The 18,111-nt window shown below is 56.6% G+C and carries 19 protein-coding genes; 15 read left to right on the top strand and 4 right to left on the bottom strand.

Annotated elements, in window-relative coordinates:
- Positions 1-25: 25 nt before the first annotated feature.
- Positions 26-3,049 (bottom strand): excinuclease ABC subunit UvrA, encoded by a 3,024-nt coding sequence (gene uvrA, locus KFE13_RS03535; protein WP_260705801.1) that lies wholly within the window; start codon positions 3,047-3,049, stop codon positions 26-28.
- 276 nt (positions 3,050-3,325) lie between these two features.
- Here uvrA and KFE13_RS03530 point away from each other — a divergent pair, with 276 nt between their 5' ends.
- Positions 3,326-4,162, top strand: a complete 837-nt coding sequence (locus KFE13_RS03530; RefSeq protein WP_260705800.1) for an alpha/beta fold hydrolase — start codon at positions 3,326-3,328, stop codon at positions 4,160-4,162.
- Positions 4,163-4,217: 55 nt separating this feature from the next.
- Here KFE13_RS03530 and KFE13_RS03525 read toward each other — a convergent pair whose 3' ends face one another.
- On the bottom strand, positions 4,218-4,484 hold the full coding sequence (locus KFE13_RS03525) for a hypothetical protein (protein WP_260705799.1): 267 nt from the start codon (positions 4,482-4,484) through the stop codon (positions 4,218-4,220).
- A 138-nt stretch (positions 4,485-4,622) separates the two neighbouring features.
- Entirely contained in the window at positions 4,623-5,588 is a 966-nt protein-coding gene (locus KFE13_RS03520; protein WP_260705798.1) for a sugar phosphate isomerase/epimerase family protein, read from the bottom strand.
- A gap of 472 nt (positions 5,589-6,060) precedes the next feature.
- Between KFE13_RS03520 and KFE13_RS18585 the strand changes: the two genes are divergently transcribed.
- The 3 genes from KFE13_RS18585 (at position 6,061) to KFE13_RS03505 (ending at position 8,056) form a co-directional block, all read left to right on the top strand.
- Positions 6,061-7,326 carry a tyrosine-type recombinase/integrase gene (locus KFE13_RS18585; protein ID WP_313900678.1) on the top strand — a complete coding sequence of 422 codons (1,266 nt, stop codon included), beginning with the start codon at positions 6,061-6,063 and terminating at the stop codon, positions 7,324-7,326.
- A gap of 92 nt (positions 7,327-7,418) precedes the next feature.
- Complete coding sequence (locus tag KFE13_RS03510; RefSeq protein ID WP_260705797.1) at positions 7,419-7,745, top strand: type II toxin-antitoxin system RelE/ParE family toxin; 327 nt, start codon at positions 7,419-7,421, stop codon at positions 7,743-7,745.
- The gene (locus KFE13_RS03505) at positions 7,742-8,056 is read left to right on the top strand and encodes a helix-turn-helix domain-containing protein (protein ID WP_260705796.1); all 315 of its coding nucleotides are present in this window, start codon (positions 7,742-7,744) and stop codon (positions 8,054-8,056) included. Before KFE13_RS03510 ends, KFE13_RS03505 begins: the two co-directional genes overlap by 4 nt.
- Positions 8,057-8,140: 84 nt before the next feature.
- On the opposite strand, the gene KFE13_RS03500 is transcribed toward KFE13_RS03505, so the two are convergent.
- Positions 8,141-8,422 carry a helix-turn-helix domain-containing protein gene (locus tag KFE13_RS03500; RefSeq protein ID WP_260705795.1) on the bottom strand — a complete coding sequence of 94 codons (282 nt, stop codon included), beginning with the start codon at positions 8,420-8,422 and terminating at the stop codon, positions 8,141-8,143.
- Positions 8,423-8,660: 238 nt separating this feature from the next.
- On the opposite strand from KFE13_RS03500, the gene KFE13_RS03490 reads away from it, so the two are divergent.
- The 11 genes from KFE13_RS03490 to KFE13_RS03440 all read left to right on the top strand — a co-directional run bounded on the left by KFE13_RS03490 (position 8,661) and on the right by KFE13_RS03440 (position 18,028).
- Entirely contained in the window at positions 8,661-9,647 is a 987-nt protein-coding gene (locus KFE13_RS03490; RefSeq protein WP_390891602.1) for a LysR family transcriptional regulator, read from the top strand.
- 120 nt (positions 9,648-9,767) lie between these two features.
- Positions 9,768-10,103, top strand: coding sequence for a TrbC/VirB2 family protein (locus tag KFE13_RS03485; RefSeq protein WP_260705794.1), 336 nt, complete (start codon positions 9,768-9,770; stop codon positions 10,101-10,103).
- Positions 10,104-10,151: 48 nt separating this feature from the next.
- Positions 10,152-10,454: a VirB3 family type IV secretion system protein gene (locus KFE13_RS03480; RefSeq protein WP_260705793.1), complete on the top strand. Its 303-nt coding sequence runs from the start codon at positions 10,152-10,154 to the stop codon at positions 10,452-10,454.
- Positions 10,454-12,937 carry a VirB4 family type IV secretion system protein gene (locus tag KFE13_RS03475; RefSeq protein WP_260705792.1) on the top strand — a complete coding sequence of 828 codons (2,484 nt, stop codon included), beginning with the start codon at positions 10,454-10,456 and terminating at the stop codon, positions 12,935-12,937. Before KFE13_RS03480 ends, KFE13_RS03475 begins: the two co-directional genes overlap by 1 nt.
- A gap of 14 nt (positions 12,938-12,951) precedes the next feature.
- A complete protein-coding gene (locus KFE13_RS03470) occupies positions 12,952-13,710 on the top strand; it encodes a TrbG/VirB9 family P-type conjugative transfer protein (protein WP_260705791.1) in 759 nt (252 codons plus the stop codon).
- A gap of 26 nt (positions 13,711-13,736) precedes the next feature.
- Positions 13,737-15,083 carry a TrbI/VirB10 family protein gene (locus KFE13_RS03465; RefSeq protein ID WP_260705790.1) on the top strand — a complete coding sequence of 449 codons (1,347 nt, stop codon included), beginning with the start codon at positions 13,737-13,739 and terminating at the stop codon, positions 15,081-15,083.
- Positions 15,084-15,092: 9 nt separating this feature from the next.
- Complete coding sequence (locus KFE13_RS03460) at positions 15,093-15,335, top strand: hypothetical protein (protein WP_260705789.1); 243 nt, start codon at positions 15,093-15,095, stop codon at positions 15,333-15,335.
- Between the two features lie 33 nt (positions 15,336-15,368).
- A complete protein-coding gene (locus KFE13_RS03455; protein ID WP_260705788.1) occupies positions 15,369-16,166 on the top strand; it encodes a hypothetical protein in 798 nt (265 codons plus the stop codon).
- Between the two features lie 15 nt (positions 16,167-16,181).
- Entirely contained in the window at positions 16,182-17,033 is an 852-nt protein-coding gene (locus KFE13_RS03450) for a type IV secretion system protein (protein WP_260705787.1), read from the top strand.
- Between the two features lie 10 nt (positions 17,034-17,043).
- The gene (locus tag KFE13_RS03445; RefSeq protein WP_260705786.1) at positions 17,044-17,727 is read left to right on the top strand and encodes a type IV secretion system protein; all 684 of its coding nucleotides are present in this window, start codon (positions 17,044-17,046) and stop codon (positions 17,725-17,727) included.
- 16 nt (positions 17,728-17,743) lie between these two features.
- Entirely contained in the window at positions 17,744-18,028 is a 285-nt protein-coding gene (locus tag KFE13_RS03440) for a DUF7673 family protein (protein ID WP_260705785.1), read from the top strand.
- Positions 18,029-18,111: the final 83 nt, after the last annotated feature.

Genomic DNA, 18,111 nt, shown 5'->3' with positions numbered 1-18,111 from the left:
TACGCTGAAAGCCTATCAAATCATCCTATGCCATGACCTGAAGTTCCGCCTCTGGTTTTGCGGACACTAAATGCAGTACTGGTCCGAGCCAATGGCCGGTATGCGAAGCGGGGTTGGCGGCGATCTCCTCGGGAGTACCGGTGGCGACCACCTGGCCCCCGCGTGAGCCGCCTTCGGGGCCCATGTCAATAATCCAGTCAGCGGATTTGATGACGTCGAGGTTGTGCTCGATGACGAGCAGTGAGCCTCCGCCCTCGATGAGCTTGCGGAAGGCGGCGAGGAGCTTAGCGACGTCGTCGAAGTGGAGGCCCGTAGTGGGCTCGTCGAGGATATAGAGTGTGCGACTGCGGGCCTTGGCGGCGGTTTCGTTGCTGCTGCGTGAAGAGTTCGAGCGTGCCGTGGCAAGATGTGACGCGAGCTTGACGCGCTGGGCTTCGCCGCCGGAGAGCGTTGTGGCGGATTGGCCGAGGCGGACGTAGCCGAGGCCGACCTCGTCGAGGACGTAGAGTTTGTCGACGATCTTCGGATGACCGGCGAAGTAGACGAGCGCTTCCTTGACGGTCATGTTGAGAACGTCGTGGATGTTCTTCCCCTTGTAGCGAATGTCAAGGATGGAGGGCTTGTAGCGGGTGCCGTTACATTCTTCGCAGGGCAGCTCAACGTCGGCAAGGAACTGCATCTCGACGGTGACGGTGCCATCGCCTTCGCAGACATCGCAGCGGCCGCCGGGGACGTTGAAGGAGAAGTGTCCGGCAGTGAGGCCGCGGCGCTTGGCGTCGGGCTGCGCGGCGAAGAGCGCGCGGATATCGTCGAAGGCCTTGATGTAGGTGACGGGGTTCGAACGCGGCGTGCGCCCGATGGGAGACTGGTCGACGAGCACGACGTCGTTGAGGTGGTGCGTGCCGGAAAGTTCGCGATAGAGATGCGTTGGGTCGATACCGTCGTTGGTGCCTTCCTGCCCAAGCGCCTGCATGAGTGCGCGGTAGAGGACTTGATGCACGAGCGTGGATTTGCCGGAGCCGGAGACTCCGGTGACACAGACGAGGAGGTTGAGCGGGATTTCGACATCGACGCCGCGAAGATTGTGAATGCGTGCTCCGGTGAGCTTGAGGCGCTCGCGGCCGGGCTCGCGGCGGTGTTTCGGTACGGCGATACTGGAGCGGCCGGAGAGGTACTTGCCGGTGATGGAATTCGGATTGGCGGAGACCTGTTTGACGGTGCCGCTGGCAAGCAGCTGGCCGCCGAGTTCTCCCGCGCCGGGGCCGAGGTCGAGCAGGTGGTCGGCGGCGCGGATGACGTCGGGGTCGTGCTCGACGACGAGGATCGTGTTGCCGAGGTCGCGCAGCTCTTCCATGATGTGGATGAGACGTGCGGTGTCGCGCGTGTGCAGGCCTATGGATGGCTCGTCGAGGACGTAGAGTGCGCCGACGAGGCGCGAGCCGAGCGAGGTGGCCAGCTGGATGCGCTGCGATTCGCCGCCGGAGAGCGTGGAGGAGAGGCGGTCGAGCGTGAGGTAGTCGAGGCCAACCTGATCGAGGAAGTGAATGCGCTGGCGGACTTCTTCGAAGATTTTTCCGGCGATCTCGGCCTGCGAGGGCGTGAGTATAAGTGAGTCGAAGAAGTCGCGTGCGGCGATGACGGTGAGCGCAGAGACTTCGCAAATATTTTTGTTATTTAGGAGTACGGCGCGAGCTTCGGCACGCAGACGCTGGCCGCGGCAGTCGGGGCAGGTGGCATAGCCGCGGTACTTCGACAGGAAGACGCGGACGTGCAGTTTGTATTTTTTGTGCTCGAGCGCGGCGAAGAAGCCGCGGATGCCGGGGAAGGAATCGGAGCCTTCCTGGATGAACTCCTGCTGTTCAGGAGTCAAGTCGTACCAGGGGATGTCGATGGGGACTCCAGCGGCCTTGGCGGCGCGCAACATTTCGTTGTGGTGCGGGCGATACTTGGTCGTCGTCCACGGAGCGACGGCTCCCTGCGAAAGCGTCTTCGACTTGTCGGGGATGATGAGGTTGGGATCGAAATCGATGGTATTGCCGAAGCCCTGGCAGCGCGGGCAGGCGCCGTACGGGTTGTTGAAGGAGAAGAGGCGTGGCTCAGGCTCGCGGTAGGCGCGATGGCAGCTGGTGCACTCGAAGGCGGCGCTGTAACGCAGTGTCTGCGGCTCACCTTCGCCCTCTCTTGGAACTGTCATGAAGCGAATCTCGCCGGATTCGCGGTAGCCGGTCTCGATGGCATCGACGAGGCGCGAGCGGATGTCGGGAGACAGCGCGAGGCGGTCGACGAGGATGAAGATGGGTTGCGAGAAGTCGAGCTCAAGCAGAGATTCCGGCGTGGAGAACTCGACGGTGTTTCCATTTTGATAGAGCCGGTTGTAACCGCGGCGGCGCAGCTCCGTAAGGCGTTCTTTGAGCGAATCAGTTAGATCGAATACTGGCTCGGGTTTTGCAGGTTTCGTGGATTTCTTTGCAGTGGTCTTTTTCGGCTTGGCGGGTTCGGCAGCGGGCGTCTCGTCGGTGGAGGCGGCACGCATCGGTTCGAGCTTGATCTCGGCGCGTTGGGTAGGGAAGAGCGCATAGACGCGTGTGCCCTCCGGTAGAGCGAACAGCGATGTAACGATTTCGTCGACGGTGTCGGACTTTACAACGCCGCCGCAGTGCAGACAGGTGACGGTGCCGCAGCGCGCGTAAAGCAGGCGCAGGTAGTCGTAGATTTCGGTCGCAGTGGCGACGGTGGAGCGCGGATTGCGTGTCTGGTTCTTCTGCTTGATAGCGATAGCGGGAGCGAGGCCGTCGATGTGATCGACGTCGGGCTTTTCGATGCGCTCGAGGAACTGGCGGGCATAGGCGGACAGCGATTCGACGTAGCGACGTTGGCCCTCGGCGTAGACGGTGTCGAAGGCCAGCGAGGATTTGCCCGAGCCCGAGACACCGCTCACGACGGTGAGCGCGTTGTGCGGGATATCGACATCGATGCCCTTCAGGTTGTGAGTGCGGGCGCCGCGGATCGTGATCTGGTCGAGGTTCTGCTCGGACTTCGGGGTGCTCATAGCCAAACTTCTATTTTCAGGCATGAGCGCAGGAAATGCGAGTGCCGGCTCATTGCCGGATATGCCAAAGGTGAAGCTGCAGCTTGTATACCCTGCTTATCTTGATGTGAAGACTATTGGTTGCGGGACTGAACCTAGGCCACGGGCGCTTCACCAGAATGGAACAAAGTTTGATTACACTGAGTGCGCTGCCCCTACGCGCAGCAATCCAGCCAGTTCCATATTGCATCGGCTGACAGCAGCCAAAACTACATCATCAAAACATAGGAGAGTGGTATGCCATTCGTGACAACCAAAGACGGAGTTGAGATTTTTTATAAGGATTGGGGGCCGAAGGATGCCCAGGCGATCATGTTTCACCATGGCTGGCCTTTGTCGTCGGACGACTGGGATGCGCAGATGCTGTTCTTCCATTCGCAGGGCTATCGCGTGATTGCACATGACCGGCGTGGTCATGGCCGCTCCTCACAGGTAGGCACTGGGCACGATATGGATCATTATGCTGCTGATGCTTCGGCTGTCACAGAGCAGTTAAATCTGAAGAATGCGATCCATATTGGCCATTCGACGGGTGGCGGTGAGGTGACGCGTTATGTTGCCAAGCATGGCGAACCCCAGGGCCGCGTAGCGAAGGTGGTGTTGATTGCGGCCGTTCCTCCGCTTATGGTCAAGACCGATAAGAATCCGGATGGCACGCCGATTGAGGCGTTTGACGGCCTCCGCAAAGCGCTAGCTGACAACAGGGCACAGTTTTTCCTCGATCTGCCTTCGGGGCCGTTTTATGGCTTCAACAGACACGGCGCGAAGATATCACAGGGAATTATTCAGAACTGGTGGCGCCAGGGGATGATGGGCGGTGCGCTTGCTCACTATGAAGGCATCAAGGCGTTTTCGGAGACGGACCAGACCGAGGACCTGAAAGCGATAACAGTCCCGACGCTGGTCATGCAGGGCGACGATGACCAGATTGTTCCCTACAAAGATGCCTCATTGCTGCAGGCAAAGTTGCTGAAAAACAACACGCTCAAGGTCTATCCTGGCTTGCCACACGGTTTGATGACGACTCATGCGGACGTCATTAATGCGGATATCCTGGCATTTATTCGAAGCTGAAATCAAGCAGGGGCTGCATCATGCAGCCCCCGCTTTTTAATGTGGAAGGTGTTGTTCAGCTTTGCGCCTGTGCTTGCCGCCGCATGATGACTTCTTCACCTGCATCGATCATTTTGCGAATGTCAATGATCTTTTGCGGAGGAACATGAAGGCGGATGAGAACGCGTTCGGCTTCTGGCCAGGTCTTACAGACGATAGACGTCTTCTCGAAGAGGCCAGTGAACTGGTATCCCTCCGCGGTACGCTGCAGGACGAGGGCCCCTTGCTCTTCAACGATGACTCTGGCTGCTACGTTGCGGAATCCAGTTTCTCCCGTGGTCATGAGAGTAGAGTGACGCGAGCAGGTCTATCTGCCTATACAACGTTTGGAGAATGTGTATAGAAAGCCGTTGGCCAAAAGGGTGAACTTATGGACGAGAGCCTGCCTAAGTCGAGCGTAGACAGGCCCTTCGGGCGCTTGTTAGAGCCACCATGCTTCCACGGGAGGCTCAGTCAGCAGAACTCGGGTAAGCATATCGATAGCAGAGGAAAGGCCTTCGTGTGTTGAGGCAAGGGCATCCTCATGCTCGATGCTCATCACGTAATCGTAACCGGCAAGGCGTAGCGCGGATGCGATGGCCTTCCACTCTAATTCGCCGTGTCCCCAGCCGACGCTGCGGAATAGCCATGACCGCTGCTGCATCTGGCTATAGTTTTTGGTGTCGAGTACACCATTGCGAGCCACGTTGGTGGGGCTCAGCGCGACATCCTTGGCATGGAAGTGATGGATGGAGTTGCCGAGCGTCGCGATTGCTGTGGGGATATCCACACCTTGCCACCAGAGGTGGCTGGGGTCGAGGTTGATACCGATCGCAGGGCTGGTCGCTGCGCGGAGACGCAACAGGGTTTCAGGGTTATAGACACAGAATCCTGGGTGGGCCTCAAGCGCAATTTTGACTCCGGAATTTGATGCAGTATCGGCAATTTTTTTCCAGTAGGGAATCAACCGTTCTTCCCATTGCCAATTGAGCGCTGCGGGAAACTCCGGAGGCCAAGCGGCAGTAATCCAATTGGGAATTTTGTCTTCAGGGCCGGCACCCGGGCATCCGGAGAAGGTGACGACGACGGGAACCTCCATGAGCTCGGCCAGCCGAATCGTCTGTTGGAGTGTCTTGTCGTCATGGGCAGCGATGGAAGGATCAGGATGGACGGGATTGTTGTGGCAGGACAGAGCGCTGATGGTGAGTCCGGCATCGGCAATGCGGCTGCGATAGTCACGCGCGGCAGAAGGATTGGCGATCAATTCTGCAGGAGAGATATGAGAGCTTCCAGGCCAGCCTCCACAGCCAATTTCAATGGCCGAGAGCGCAGGATAGCGCTTGAATTCGCGAAGCATCGCGTCGAATGACAACTTACTAAAAACCGGCGTGAAAAGACCCAGCTTCATGCATCCTCCAGTTCAGGTGGAAAACGTTAGAGCGTTCGTTGCAAGAGTGCGCTCTTCAATGAACGTGTAGTGTTACTCATCATAATGTGGATGTGAGAGAACGAAGGGCGAATGGATTGACACTACGCTGTCTGTTTAATCTTCTGGGCATAGATAGAAGAAATTCACAGCTGGTATGTATGGATAAAGTGCGCACCAAAGGCCGCTCTTCTGTTACACTTTCTTTATCTGCTGTGACGGGTTCTTGCATAAGGAGAGCTCAATCAGAGCGGCTATAGAAGCGAGCGAGAGCTCATTTCTATGTGTGAGTCCATGTTGCTGAGAGCAACTATGGGGACGTAGCTCAGTTGGTTAGAGCGCTGCCTTCTAACCGGAACACTGAAAATAAAGAACTTAGCTACTTGGTGTCCAGTTTGGTGTCCATTTTCTGACCGTTTTCTGCTAGGCTTATGCCCCAGAGGAGGACGATTGGATGCCTACTCTGAAGACCCGCGGCGCTCTACTCAATGCACCCGACTACGCGGACCGGGTGAACCTCATCAAGAAAATCAAAGTCGATGGAAGCTGGCGTTTCGCTCCCGTTGTGCCGGAACCGAATGGTCGTCTCAAGGACAAGGTGCGCGTCAACGGCACCGTAGAGACGCATCCCGAAGGCGCGTATTACATCGAGTGGCGCGAACGCGGTAAGCGATGCCGCGCGGCGGTCGAACGAGAGGATGCCGTTGCCGAAGCCAGGCGCAAGGCGGTCGAGCTTCAGGCCATCCGCGATGGGCTGATCGCTGCACCGGAACCGAAGCCCGAAGAGGCTGCGGAAGCAAAGACACTCATCGGCGATGCGATCGACACTTACCTGCGATACGTGAAGATGCAACGCAAGGCCCGCACCTGGCTGACCTACCGGTATACCCTCGACACGCTTCTCCGCGCTTCCTACAAACGGAAGTTTGTTGAGGATGCAACGCGTGATGATGTGCTCGACTTCATGACCTACTGCTACGAAAAAGGTCTAGGCGCTCGCACCGTCTACGACAAGGTCGTGACCGTGTTGCAGCTCTTCAAGAAGCATGGCCGAAGCGGCCTGATGGAAAAGGGTGACTGGCCAAAGTATGTCGAGACCATCCGGCCGATCTACGAGCCGGAAGAGATGACACCCATGTTCGAGATCGCCACGATAGATGAAGCAGACCTGCTCAAGTTCATTCTTGGCTCCGGCTTCCGCGACCAGGAGATCCGTTACGTCGAATACGTCGACCTCGACTTCCGGCACGATCTTGCACGCGTGACCGCGAAGCCGAAGTGGGACTTCACGCCGAAGAACTGGGAGGAACGTGTGGTACCTCTTCCCCACGCGCTCATGCAACGTCTCCAAAAGCGCAAGGAACGGAAGAGCGCTCGGCCTCACGATCTTGTGTTTGGCAACACCAAGGGCAACCCCGACAGCGAAATGGATATGGTGGTCAAACGTCTCGCCGAACGTGCCGGCCTCAACTGCGGCCATTGCGTGACGGAGCATGGCAACAAGTGCGCCGAGGGGCCATACTGCATGAACTTCTTCCTGCACAAGTTCCGGCACACCTTTGCGACCAACCATCTTCGCGATGGCGTAGACATCCGAACCGTGCAGGCGTGGATGGGACACCGCGATATCAAGTCCACCATGGTCTATCTCAAAGGCATCCGGTCGAAGGATGCGGCGCACAAGGTCAACAACGGCGAACTGGCCGGGCTAGTGGCGTAAATCCTTAGCAGCCGCCCTCCGGGGCGGTTCTTTGTTGTTGGAAGCAGGCTAAACGCGGGCATCGAAATTATTGCAAAAAAGGTATAATGGCTATGGCGAGCTGGTTGGTCGAGTTCCTTGATGAAGGGGTGAAGGCATCTCTCGATGCGCTTCCCTTGGACATCCGGGCAAGTTTTCAGCGGATCGTGGAGTTGATCCAGGCACACGGGCTGGAGCGGGTTCGGGAACCGTATGTGAAGCATCTCGAAGGCCCGTTGTGGGAGATGCGGATGAAGGGCAAGAGTGGCATCGCACGGGCCTGTTATGTCACTGCAGTTGGGAAACGAATCGTGGTGGTGCATGTCTTCGTAAAGAAGACACAGAAGACGCCTCGACGAGAATTGGAACTAGCCCTCAGGCGGGCGAAGGAGGTCGAATGAAGCGCAAGTTTATTCCGGCGGAAGAATCGTTCCGGGAGTGGAAGAAGGACCCATCGTTTGTTGCTGCATACGATGCACTGGAGAATGAGTTCGCTCTTGCCTCCGCGTTGATCGAGGCACGGAGCAAGGCTGATATGACTCAAGAGGAAGTTGCGGCAGCGATGGGTACGACGCAAGCTGTTGTTGCGCGGCTTGAGAGCGGCAAGGTGTTGCCGTCTACGCGCACGCTGGAGCGGTTCGCTCGTGCGACCCGCTCGCGGCTGCGCATCAGCTTCGAGTCCAATCAACCGGCGTTGGCTGCAAAGCGATAAAGCCTCACCTGAAACTTAAGAGGCTGACCCATCGGGTCAGCCTTTTCTACTGCCATGCCTAAAGAGAGATTGAGCCGCACCGACTCACGCCGCTGTCATACTCCGCGACACAGCATGTGTTCGATGCGACGACGGACGCTTTTTTGCCGGTGGAAGGCTCACTCCATATCGGTCACGCAACCACTTCGCTAGTTCTTGAGGATCAAAACAAATCGCTCCCCCGATTCTGAAGCTTGGCATCTGTCCACGGGCCGCCATACGGTAGATGCTCTTTTCGTCGATCGCCTCTCCAAGAAAGGCAGCGACGTCGTGAACGCGCATCGCGCCCTGTCTCGCTTCGAGTTGTTCAATGAGGTTGGGCTGCATCCGGGTTCTCCTGAAGAGAGGATGTCCCGAAGAAACTTTTTCGTCCAATGGTTTGTAGAGATGGCTGAGCTATCACTCGGACAGATGGCAGAATTCCACAAACGGGAATGGTTGCTCACTCCTAAGCAACTTTTGTTGCCTATTTTGAGTCATTAAGTAATACCTGTTTGATCTGGGGTTAAATACCCAGAGAAAACTCACGCAACACACTTCCTCCGCAGAGTTTCGGGGTGTGCCGATGAGCATCTACGATTACCTGGAATTTCGCCATCTTAGATACATTGTGGCCGTCGCCGAAGAGCTGAACATGACGCGGGCCGCCGAGCGACTGAACGTAGTCCAATCCAACCTCAGTAAGCAGATCAGCGACATCGAAGATCTCTTTCACGTGAAGCTCTTCCTCCGGGTCCGTAACGGCGTTCAACTCACGTCCGCAGGGCAATCCCTTTACATCAGAGCTAAGCAGCTTCTTGAGCTTCGGGAGGAAACGATCAACTCGCTGCAGGCGGTACAAGATGCCGAAACGAAGCCCTTTCGTCTGGGCTTCTCGCAGTTCGTTGAGCATGCTGTTCTACAGACAGTTTCCCAGGCATATCGAGAGATGTTTCCCAAGGGCGTTGTGAAGCTCGAAGGCGACGACACCGACGCCCTTCTCAAGCGCCTCGAAGCGAGTGAACTGGACGCTGCTCTCATTACTCTCCCATTCAGTATCGACAAGCTGCGCTCCCAGGCGCTTTTCCACGAACGCATGGTCGTCTGTCTGCGTAGGGACGATCCACTCGCGAGCAAAGAAGAGTTGGATACAGCAGACCTTGATGGGAAACTCGGCATCTTTAGCGATGCCCACCATCACCCAACAGCTCACGCACGGCTACTGGAGATGCTCTCTGAGCAAGGCATCAAGCCCCGCACTTTCAGCCCGACCTTCAATCTGGAACAGATTCAATGGATGGTCGAACAACAGATGTGCATTGCTCTTATTCGTGAGCATGAGGTGTTGCACGAGTCGCTAACGACCCGGCCAATCAAGGGGGTTAATTGGACCATTGATTCCGCAATCATCTACAGACAAACCGACGCGCACGGAGCGATTTCGCTCCTGCTGCGCGACCTTGCACGCCGCTATCCTGACGCAGATGCAGAGGTTCGCCGCAAACCTCCACAATCGATCAAAGATGACCCCGGCTTATTTGAGGAAGAAGACGCCGCACTGAAGAATGGTTGACAGGCGTCAGATATCACTTTGATAGATGGCTGAGCCATCTCTACAAACCATTGGACGAGCGGCAACGACGCGCCTAACGTCACGGCATATCCCGACTGATTCCAGTCGCAGGAGGTGCCGATGTCCCGCCGTATCCGTGTCGTCGTTCCCCAGCGAACAGTCTTCACACTGCAAAGATGGTTGCGACCATCCGCTGTGTTGCTCGGACTGATTCTTGTCCTTCCCCTCGCCGCGCACGCTCAATCGGGCTCCCCGTTTGACAGCGGCATGACCTCGCTTCAAAACCTATTCACCGGCACGATCGCCAAGGTGGCAAGCCTTATCGCCATCGTGATCGGCGGATATCAATTTGCTCACGGTGAACCGGGCGCAAAGAAGACCCTCGCTGGCGTCGCTGCCGGTACAGGGATCGCGGTGCTCGCTACCAACGTCCTGTCCTGGCTCTGGGGTGCATAAACAACTCGCTCCCGCAACCACATTGCGTTCTTTCAGAAAGGAGGGCTTATGCCGGAATCCGCCAGAACCAATCAACGTCGCAATCGGGTCTTCAAGAGCCTGCATAAGCCTCTCACTTACCTGGGCGTGGAGCGTTCGCTCTTCTTCTTCATCTGCGTAGCTGCTGTGGGCGTCTTCAATCTCTTCAATTCGTTGCTTGCCGGAGCGCTCGTGTTCGTCGGAGGCTACGCCTTCGGTTCGTGGGTCACCAACGCTGACCCAGCCTTTCTCCGCATCCTCGCGCGTTCTGAGCGGTACAAGCCGCGCTACGACGCGCACAAGCAGAGTGTTCCCCGCGTGGAGGTCCGCTGATGTTCCGTCTTGATCAAGTGCTAAAGCCGTGGAAGGAAGCCGCAGCGCTGAATGACCACATCAACCTGTATGGCTTCTGGAACGAACGGACATTCCTCACCAAGTCCGGCGACCTGGGAGTGGTGTTGCGAGTCCAGGGTGTCGACTACGAGAGTCTTGACCATGATGATCAGGATTACGCCGTCAAGCGTCTGGAGGCGGCCCTGAAGTCCTTCGGGCATGGCTTCCATATCTATCAGTACCTCGTCAAGACCAGCAGGCCGGAGATTCCGTTTGCGCACTACGACGATCCAGTTGTGGAAGCCGCCATCGACCAGCGCCGCACGTTCTTTGCCGCGAAGCAGGACTCTCTCTATCAAGTCGAGATTTATTACGTCATCTTGCTCGAAGGCTCACGCTCAAAGCGCGGCATCGGCCCCGCGCTTGCCATGCTCTTCTCTGACCCAGCCGGAGCATGGAACGAACTCGGCGGCCAGTTCAGCCAGGCGAAGATGAAGACCTTGCTGCGCTCTCAGATTGAGTCGTGCCTTGGCCGTCTGGAGCAGCGTGTCGATGCATTCAGCCACCAACTTGCGGACTTCGTGCAGATTGCCGTGCTAGGCAAGGAAGACCAGTTCACATTCTTTCGTCGCTTGCTCAACTACGACGCGCCGCGCATCGAGGGCCGTCCACAGAGCACACAGTTCCTTGACTATCAGGTGGCGAACTCCGACATCGAGGCAGAGCGCGACCACTTGCGGGTCGGCCAGCATCTTGTTCGAGTCCTTACGATGAAAGAAAGCATCATCGAGACGAAACCGTTGGTACTGGATGAGTTGCTGAAGATCCCGACCAGCTTCACGGTTTGCACGGAGTGGATTCCGCTGCCCCAGGACAAGGCCCGCAAGGAAGTTGCCAAGCGCCGCCGCCACTTCAACATCTCGAAGACAGGCTTTGTGTCGCAGCTCGGCAACGACGCGACGAAGACCAACCCGCGTGACGTGTTGGTGGATGAGTCGAAGCAGGCCGACATCGAGAACCTTGGGGATTGCTTGCGTGTACTCGGTGAGGGGCAATCGCTCGGAGACTTCTCGCTCTCCATTGTGCTGCACGCACAATCTCTGTCCGAACTAGACCAGCTTGCAGGAGAGTTTCAGCGAGTATTCACGGCGGCTGACGGCTCACTCTTCAACGAGACGTACAACCAACTCAACGCCTACTTCTCCACGATCCCCGGCAACTATGCAGTGAATCTCCGTCGCCTATACCTGCTCAATTCCAACTACGCCGATTTGAGCTTTCTGTTTACGATCCTACCCGGAGAAAAGCACAACGCTCATTTGAACGCAGAATATCTGGCTGTGCTGGAGACGGACAACAGCACGCCCTACTTCCTGAATCTCCACAACGGCGAAGTCGCGCATACGCTGATCCTCGGAATGACAGGATCAGGTAAGTCCTACCTGGCTTCGTTCATCCTTCAGAATGCCCAGAAGTACCAGCCGCAGACGTACATTTTCGACATCGGCGGCAGCTTTGAATCGCTGACAAACATCTTCGGTGGCACATACCTGAATGTAGGCCAGGAGTCGCGCGACTTCACCATCAATCCATTCTCGCTCCCGCCGACGAAAGAAAACTTGCAATTCCTCTTCTCACTCTTCCGTGTACTGATAGAAGGTTCCGACGGGCACTATCGACTGGACTTCAAAGAGGAGCGCAAGCTGTGGGAGGCTGTCGAGCGCACCTACGTGCTGGAGCCGGAACAGCGCACCCTCTCAAACTTCGCGAACATCGTTGGAGAGTTGAAGGAACGCCTGCATCGTTGGACGAAGGCGGGTCAGTACGGCTTTGTCTTCGACAATCCCGAAGACACGCTTTCTTTCTCGCGCTTCCAGACGTTCAACTTCGCAGGATGGGGCGATGCGCCGGAGGCATTAGAGCCGTTGCTGTTCTACGTCCTGCACCGTGCTTCCAATGAGATAAGCGATCCCAAAAAGCTCGCCACCTTCAAGCTCTTTCTGTTGGATGAGGCGTGGCTGTTCATCAAGAACGAGACCATCCGCAGCTATATCGTGCAGGCGCAGAAGACGTGGCGAAAGCACAATGCCGCGATGGTGCTGGCAACACAATCCCTCAAGGAGCTTGAGGAATCCGGGATGCTGCAGATTGTGTCGGAGAGCTGCCCGACCAAGATATTTCTCGCCAACCCGGAGATGAACCGTGACCTCTATCGGGATGCATTCCATTTGAACGATACCGAACTGGAGCTAATCGCCGGGCTTGTGCCGCCTGGCCAGATGCTCATTCGCAAAGCGCAGTCGAGTAAGAAGGTTCATTTGAACGTCGATTCCGTCTCGCACTGGACGGCGACCAACAACGCCCGCGACAACCTCGTAAAGCGCGATTACTTCGCTCGCTTCGGCATCGCCGAGGGCTTGCGCAGGCTCGCTCAAGACCATCCGTTCCGGCCCCGCACGCTGGCCGTTACCTCAACCCGGTAGTCCAAGGAGGCATCATGCAGCGCATTCTCATCTCCCTCATGCTCGCCGTCGCATTCTCCGCTCCCGCATTCGCGCAGGACGCATCGGCCCGCACCGTGCAGTACCACTCCCAGGACATCGTGCCCATCCGGGCCAAAATGAAGTTCACGACGCTGATTCAGGTGCCGCCGACCGAAAAAATCATGGAGGCCGCCACCGGCGATAAGGATTTCTGGGTGGTAGATGTCGTCGGCAATTTCTGCTTTGTGCATCCGGCGAAGGCAGGTATCAGTACAAACCTCAATCTCATCACCGACAAGGGCAACATCTATTCGTTTACCTTGCAGGACGTGTCCAGCACTTCGCAGACGCCTGACCTCAAGGTGTTAATAGAGCCAGCCGATCGCTCCTCTATCGTCGCGGCCAGCGGGCCACCTCAGTTCGTCCCCGCGGCGCAGCTCCAGCAGGCACAGCAGCAGCTTGCCTCGGTACAGTCGCACGTCGATCAGGCGATGGACGCCTACAAGAGCGACTATCAATCCAAGCTGAAGTTCGATTATGCCTTCAAAGCGAACGAGGCCCCGTTCGATATCACTTCCATCTATCACGACGACAAGTTCACCTACATCAAGACCACCGCACCGGAAAAGTTCAGCGTGTACGAGATGAAGGACGGCAAGCCAAACCTCATCTCCTATGACCTTCGTGAAGGCACGTACATCATTCCGAAGGTCATGGATAACGGCTATGTCGAACTCGGCAAGAAGAAGATGGAATTTACACGCAAGGGCTAATCAACCGGACTGAGGAGGACGAGACCATGACGGAACAGACCCAGGCAACCACCCCCGCCGGCCAAGCCGCAGGGCCGGTGCTGAACAAGAAACCCTTCGATCCCAAGGGTGTCATGCAGCGGCATTCCAAGCCAATCGTATACGGTGGCTTTTGCTTGCTGGTTGTCATCGCCCTTCTTTTCAGTTCGCGCGGAAAGACCTCCGCGAATACCAAGCAGGAGAAGCAACAGAACCCCCAGCCACTCGTACAGGACAACACGGAGAACAACGTCGCTGATCTCAGGAGCCAGTTGGCTCACCAGCAACAGACGCTTGACCAGGCGACGGCTGCCGACCCTTCTATGGTGAATGCTACGCCTGCCCAACGCGCCGCAGTCCAAGGCTACGGCCCGACCGGACAGGCGCAGCCCTGCATGCCCGGCCAACCCTGCAATCAGCCTCAAACGTATGGATATGGGCAGCAAGGTAACGGCGGCGGCGGTGCTGGGCAGGTGTCGCCGGAGCAACAAGAAGCGCAGCAGCTCGCGGCCAAGGAACGGGAACGGGCGTATGAGTCTCGTTTCTCTTCCAATCTTGCGTACACCCGTCCAGCGGATGCACCTCAGCAGCAGACCCAAGCGAACAGTTCCTATCTCCCGGCGAGCATGACATCTGCTCAACAAGGTTCTAGTTTGGTAAGTCCCCGGGCAGCCGGTGATACAGCGGCAACCCCATCATCCTCCGCACAGAACGGTTTCAACCGTAAGCCTGAGGTGAATATCGATTCAGCGATGGGACAGCCCTACGTCCTTTATGAAGGGGCCACCATCGACACGGTTCTTATGAACCGTCTTGACGGCGACGCCGTAGGGCCAGTCAAGGTGCTTGTCTCCAACCCTGTCTACTCCCACGACCATCAGCATGTCCTTATTCCAGACGGCACCATCGTGCTCGGTGAGGCTAAAAAGATCGGTGGATCGGGCTTCGGTCAGCAGCGCCGCATGGCCGTTGCCTTCCACCGCCTCATCATGCCCGATGGCTATTCCGTAGACCTGGATCAGTTTCACGGCCTAGACCAGATTGGGGAGGAAGGACTAAAAGATAAGGTGAACAACCATTACCTGCAAATCTTCGGCACATCGATTGCGCTGGGGGTCATCGCAGGGGCCGCCGAGATTTCACAGGGCGGCGGGGTGTACGCAGGCTCCGGCCCACAAGTCTTTACCAACGGAGCCGCATCGTCCGTTTCGCAGTCGGCGACGACTGTCTTGGACCGGTTCATGCAGATCCCTCCCACGATCACGATTCGGGAAGGACACCGCGTGAAGGTCTATATCACGCAAGACATGCTTCTGCCTGGCTACGAACATCACACGATCCCCGGATCGTTTTAAGGAGCCAACATGCGGTCTCGCTTAATTATTTGCTGCTTCGCGATTGTGATCTTCACCGCAGGATGTGAATCGCACCAGGCACGTATCGACAAACTGCAGCAGGACTATGACCAGCTCGGGCAGCAATTTCAGAAAGACTGCTCCGGAGAAATGTTGAACATGCCTGCCAAGCTCAGTCCCAAATGCCAGGACGAGAAAACGAAGCAGGAAGAGGCTTGGAAGCGTTTAGAAGCTGAACGCGCCAAGAAGTAACACAAACAACAAGGAGGAACGATGAAGGGCGCTATGTTCATAAGCGTCATAGCCCTTGCTGTCTCTACGACAGGGGCTAGAGCGCAATTCGGCTCCGGTATCGTGCTAGACCCAACTCAGTCAGCACATGCCGCCCAGCAGATTCTTCAGGCTAACCAACTCTACACAACCACCGTAGAGACCAGCCGTAACGTCATCGGTGCGTACAACCTTGCGCAAAAGATGGCGAACCTCCCCCAGAACTACTACACCGTCTACAACAATATGGGCCGCCAGCAATGGAACACGCTGCAGCAGCCCGCCAACACCTACGGCAACTCTGCCCCTTGGATGACTTCGGCTTCCACCGGCTACGGTGCAGCCGCAGCTAACCAGACAGCCAGCATTTCACGCCCGGCACAGATTCAGGGTTACAGTTCGTTATCCGTCACCGGACAGCAGGAAATCGCTGCGAGGGGTGCAACTGTAGACCTGTCTGACTCCGTGAACATCTCGAACTTGCAGGCGCTCGGAACCATCCGTGCGAACGCAAACCAGCGTGAGACGGACATCAGCCAGCTTGAATCGCAGACTCACTCTGCCGACCCTGCACAACACACGGAAATGGCTACCTTGCAACGCATCAACCAGGCGTTGCTTATCGAACTTCGCACGCAGCAGGAGACTAACCAGATCCTGCAGGCTCAAGCACTTCAGACGATGGTCGGTCAGAAGGCGCAGCAAGACAACCTGAAAACGCTTTTCCAGACCGGCAACACGTATCAACAAACGTTCAACACAGTCACGCCGCAGCAATCCACGGCCGGGACTCGATGGGCGTTTCACTACTGAAATAAGGAGACGGCGATGGACTTCCTCATCCTCATCAAGAACGGCTGCGACAATCTCACAGCAACCGTCGCTCTATCGGTAGATTCGCTGGGGCTCCACATGGTTCTGTCGCTCGCGACGATCATGCTGGTCTGGTTCGGCGTGCAGGAAGCCCTCGCGTCTTCACAGGGAGCCGGTGGCTTCAGCATGGCAAAGTTCCTGAACTTCTTCCTGCTCATCACCTTTGCCTACTGCTTTGTGAAGTTCTATGACGGCGCTATTCCGGGCATTGGTTATTCACTCAAGGGATTCATCAGTGGAGGGACAAGCAGCCTGGTGGACTACATCGGCCAAGATTCAACGCAAGAAGTTCAAAACACGATCCACAACGCTTTGAGCAACATGGGAACTCTGTCCCCATCTTTCACGGAACCATACACGTTGCTTTGCGTGTATACCATTCAGATTGTTCTTAGTATTCTGTCCGCTCTAATAGCGGTCATCATTGCATACGGTGCGATTGCAGCGACCATCATTGGCTTGCTTGGTCCGATCTTCATTCCATTCATGGTCTTCGATAAGACAGAATTTCTATTCTGGGGCTGGCTGCGCGCGTACCTCGGCTTCCAGTTTTACAAGGTAGTAGCAGCAGCTACGATGAGCGTCATCAGTCATTTGCTCATTACATATTTGACTAGCGGTGCGGCAAATGTTCAGAGTCCCAGAACATTAGTCGCGGTTATGCCTGCATTACTGATGCTTTGCTTTGTTGCCGGCTTCATCTTGCTCAAGATCCCAGCGATGACGGCGACACTCTTCTCTGGCCACACCGGAGGCCATGATGGCGGCCTTTCCATCGCAACCAGCGCCGCGGCGCTTATGAAGTAGGAGGCTCACTATGTCTACGACGATGACACCCTCTCCGGAGATCACGCGAGCAGCGCAACGCTACCTTGAAGAGAACGCCGCACCACTGGTTGAAAGCACTTGGCAACGCATCGTGATTCTTGCGTTGATTGCAGTCTGTGGCGTGCTTGGGGCGCTAACGTACAAGAGCCAACGAGCGCTCGCTTCCATGCACCCGATGATTGTCCGAATCAATGACGTTGGACGTGCGGAAGCCATCGACTACAGGAACTTCGCGTACCGCCCGCAAGAAGCGGAAAACAAGTATTACCTGACGCGCTGGGCGGAACTGTATTTTAGTCGCAATCGCTTCACCATTGAACGTGACCAGACGAATGCTCTGTACTTCCTGAATGGCGACGTGCAGCACGCCGTCATTGAGCAGGAACGCAAGGACAACTTCATCACGACGTATCGCAACGATGCGACGCTGCCATACGTGGATGTTGAAGTGAAGAACATCGTGCTGGATGACCTTCGCCAGTCGCCCTATTCGGCACGGATTGAATTCGAGAAGGTCTATACCAATCCCGCCGATCATACGGAGCTGAAGCGGGAGCGTTGGGTTGCTAGCGTTACGTATGTCTTTCGTGACGCTGTGAAGAACAACGAACTGGCCGTCAATCCACTCGGGCTCGCCATCGTCCGGTTCCGCGCCGACCAGGCATTCAATTAGGAGAAAGGACACGCCAATGCAGGAAAACGAAAGAATTGCACTCGAACGGTTGTTGGATCATGCGGACGGTCTTAGCGGGCAGTCCTGCTACGTCGCAGACTTCCTCCTAGCGTGGTGGAATGCCGAGGAATGTGGCGGCTTTGATCTGACGAAGCTCTGGGCGCTCGACACAGCGATTGCAGCCGACGTTGTGACCGTGACCGGCCTGATTTCGAGAGTCCATCAATACCCGGACACCCTGGGCTATGGACCACGGTTCAACCAGCTCATCCGTGCCTGGCGCGCACCAGCTATCGCCTGAGATTCCGAGGTCACTCTGATGTTCCCTCATGCTGCTAATCCGGCTGCACAGCCCAACTCGTCTCTACACGCGCCCCAGCAGCC

Origin of the sequence: Edaphobacter flagellatus, from assembly GCF_025264665.1 — a bacterium.
Taxonomy (GTDB): Bacteria; Acidobacteriota; Terriglobia; order Terriglobales; family Acidobacteriaceae; genus Edaphobacter; species Edaphobacter flagellatus.
This window is presented reverse-complemented; position numbering and strand designations above follow the sequence as displayed.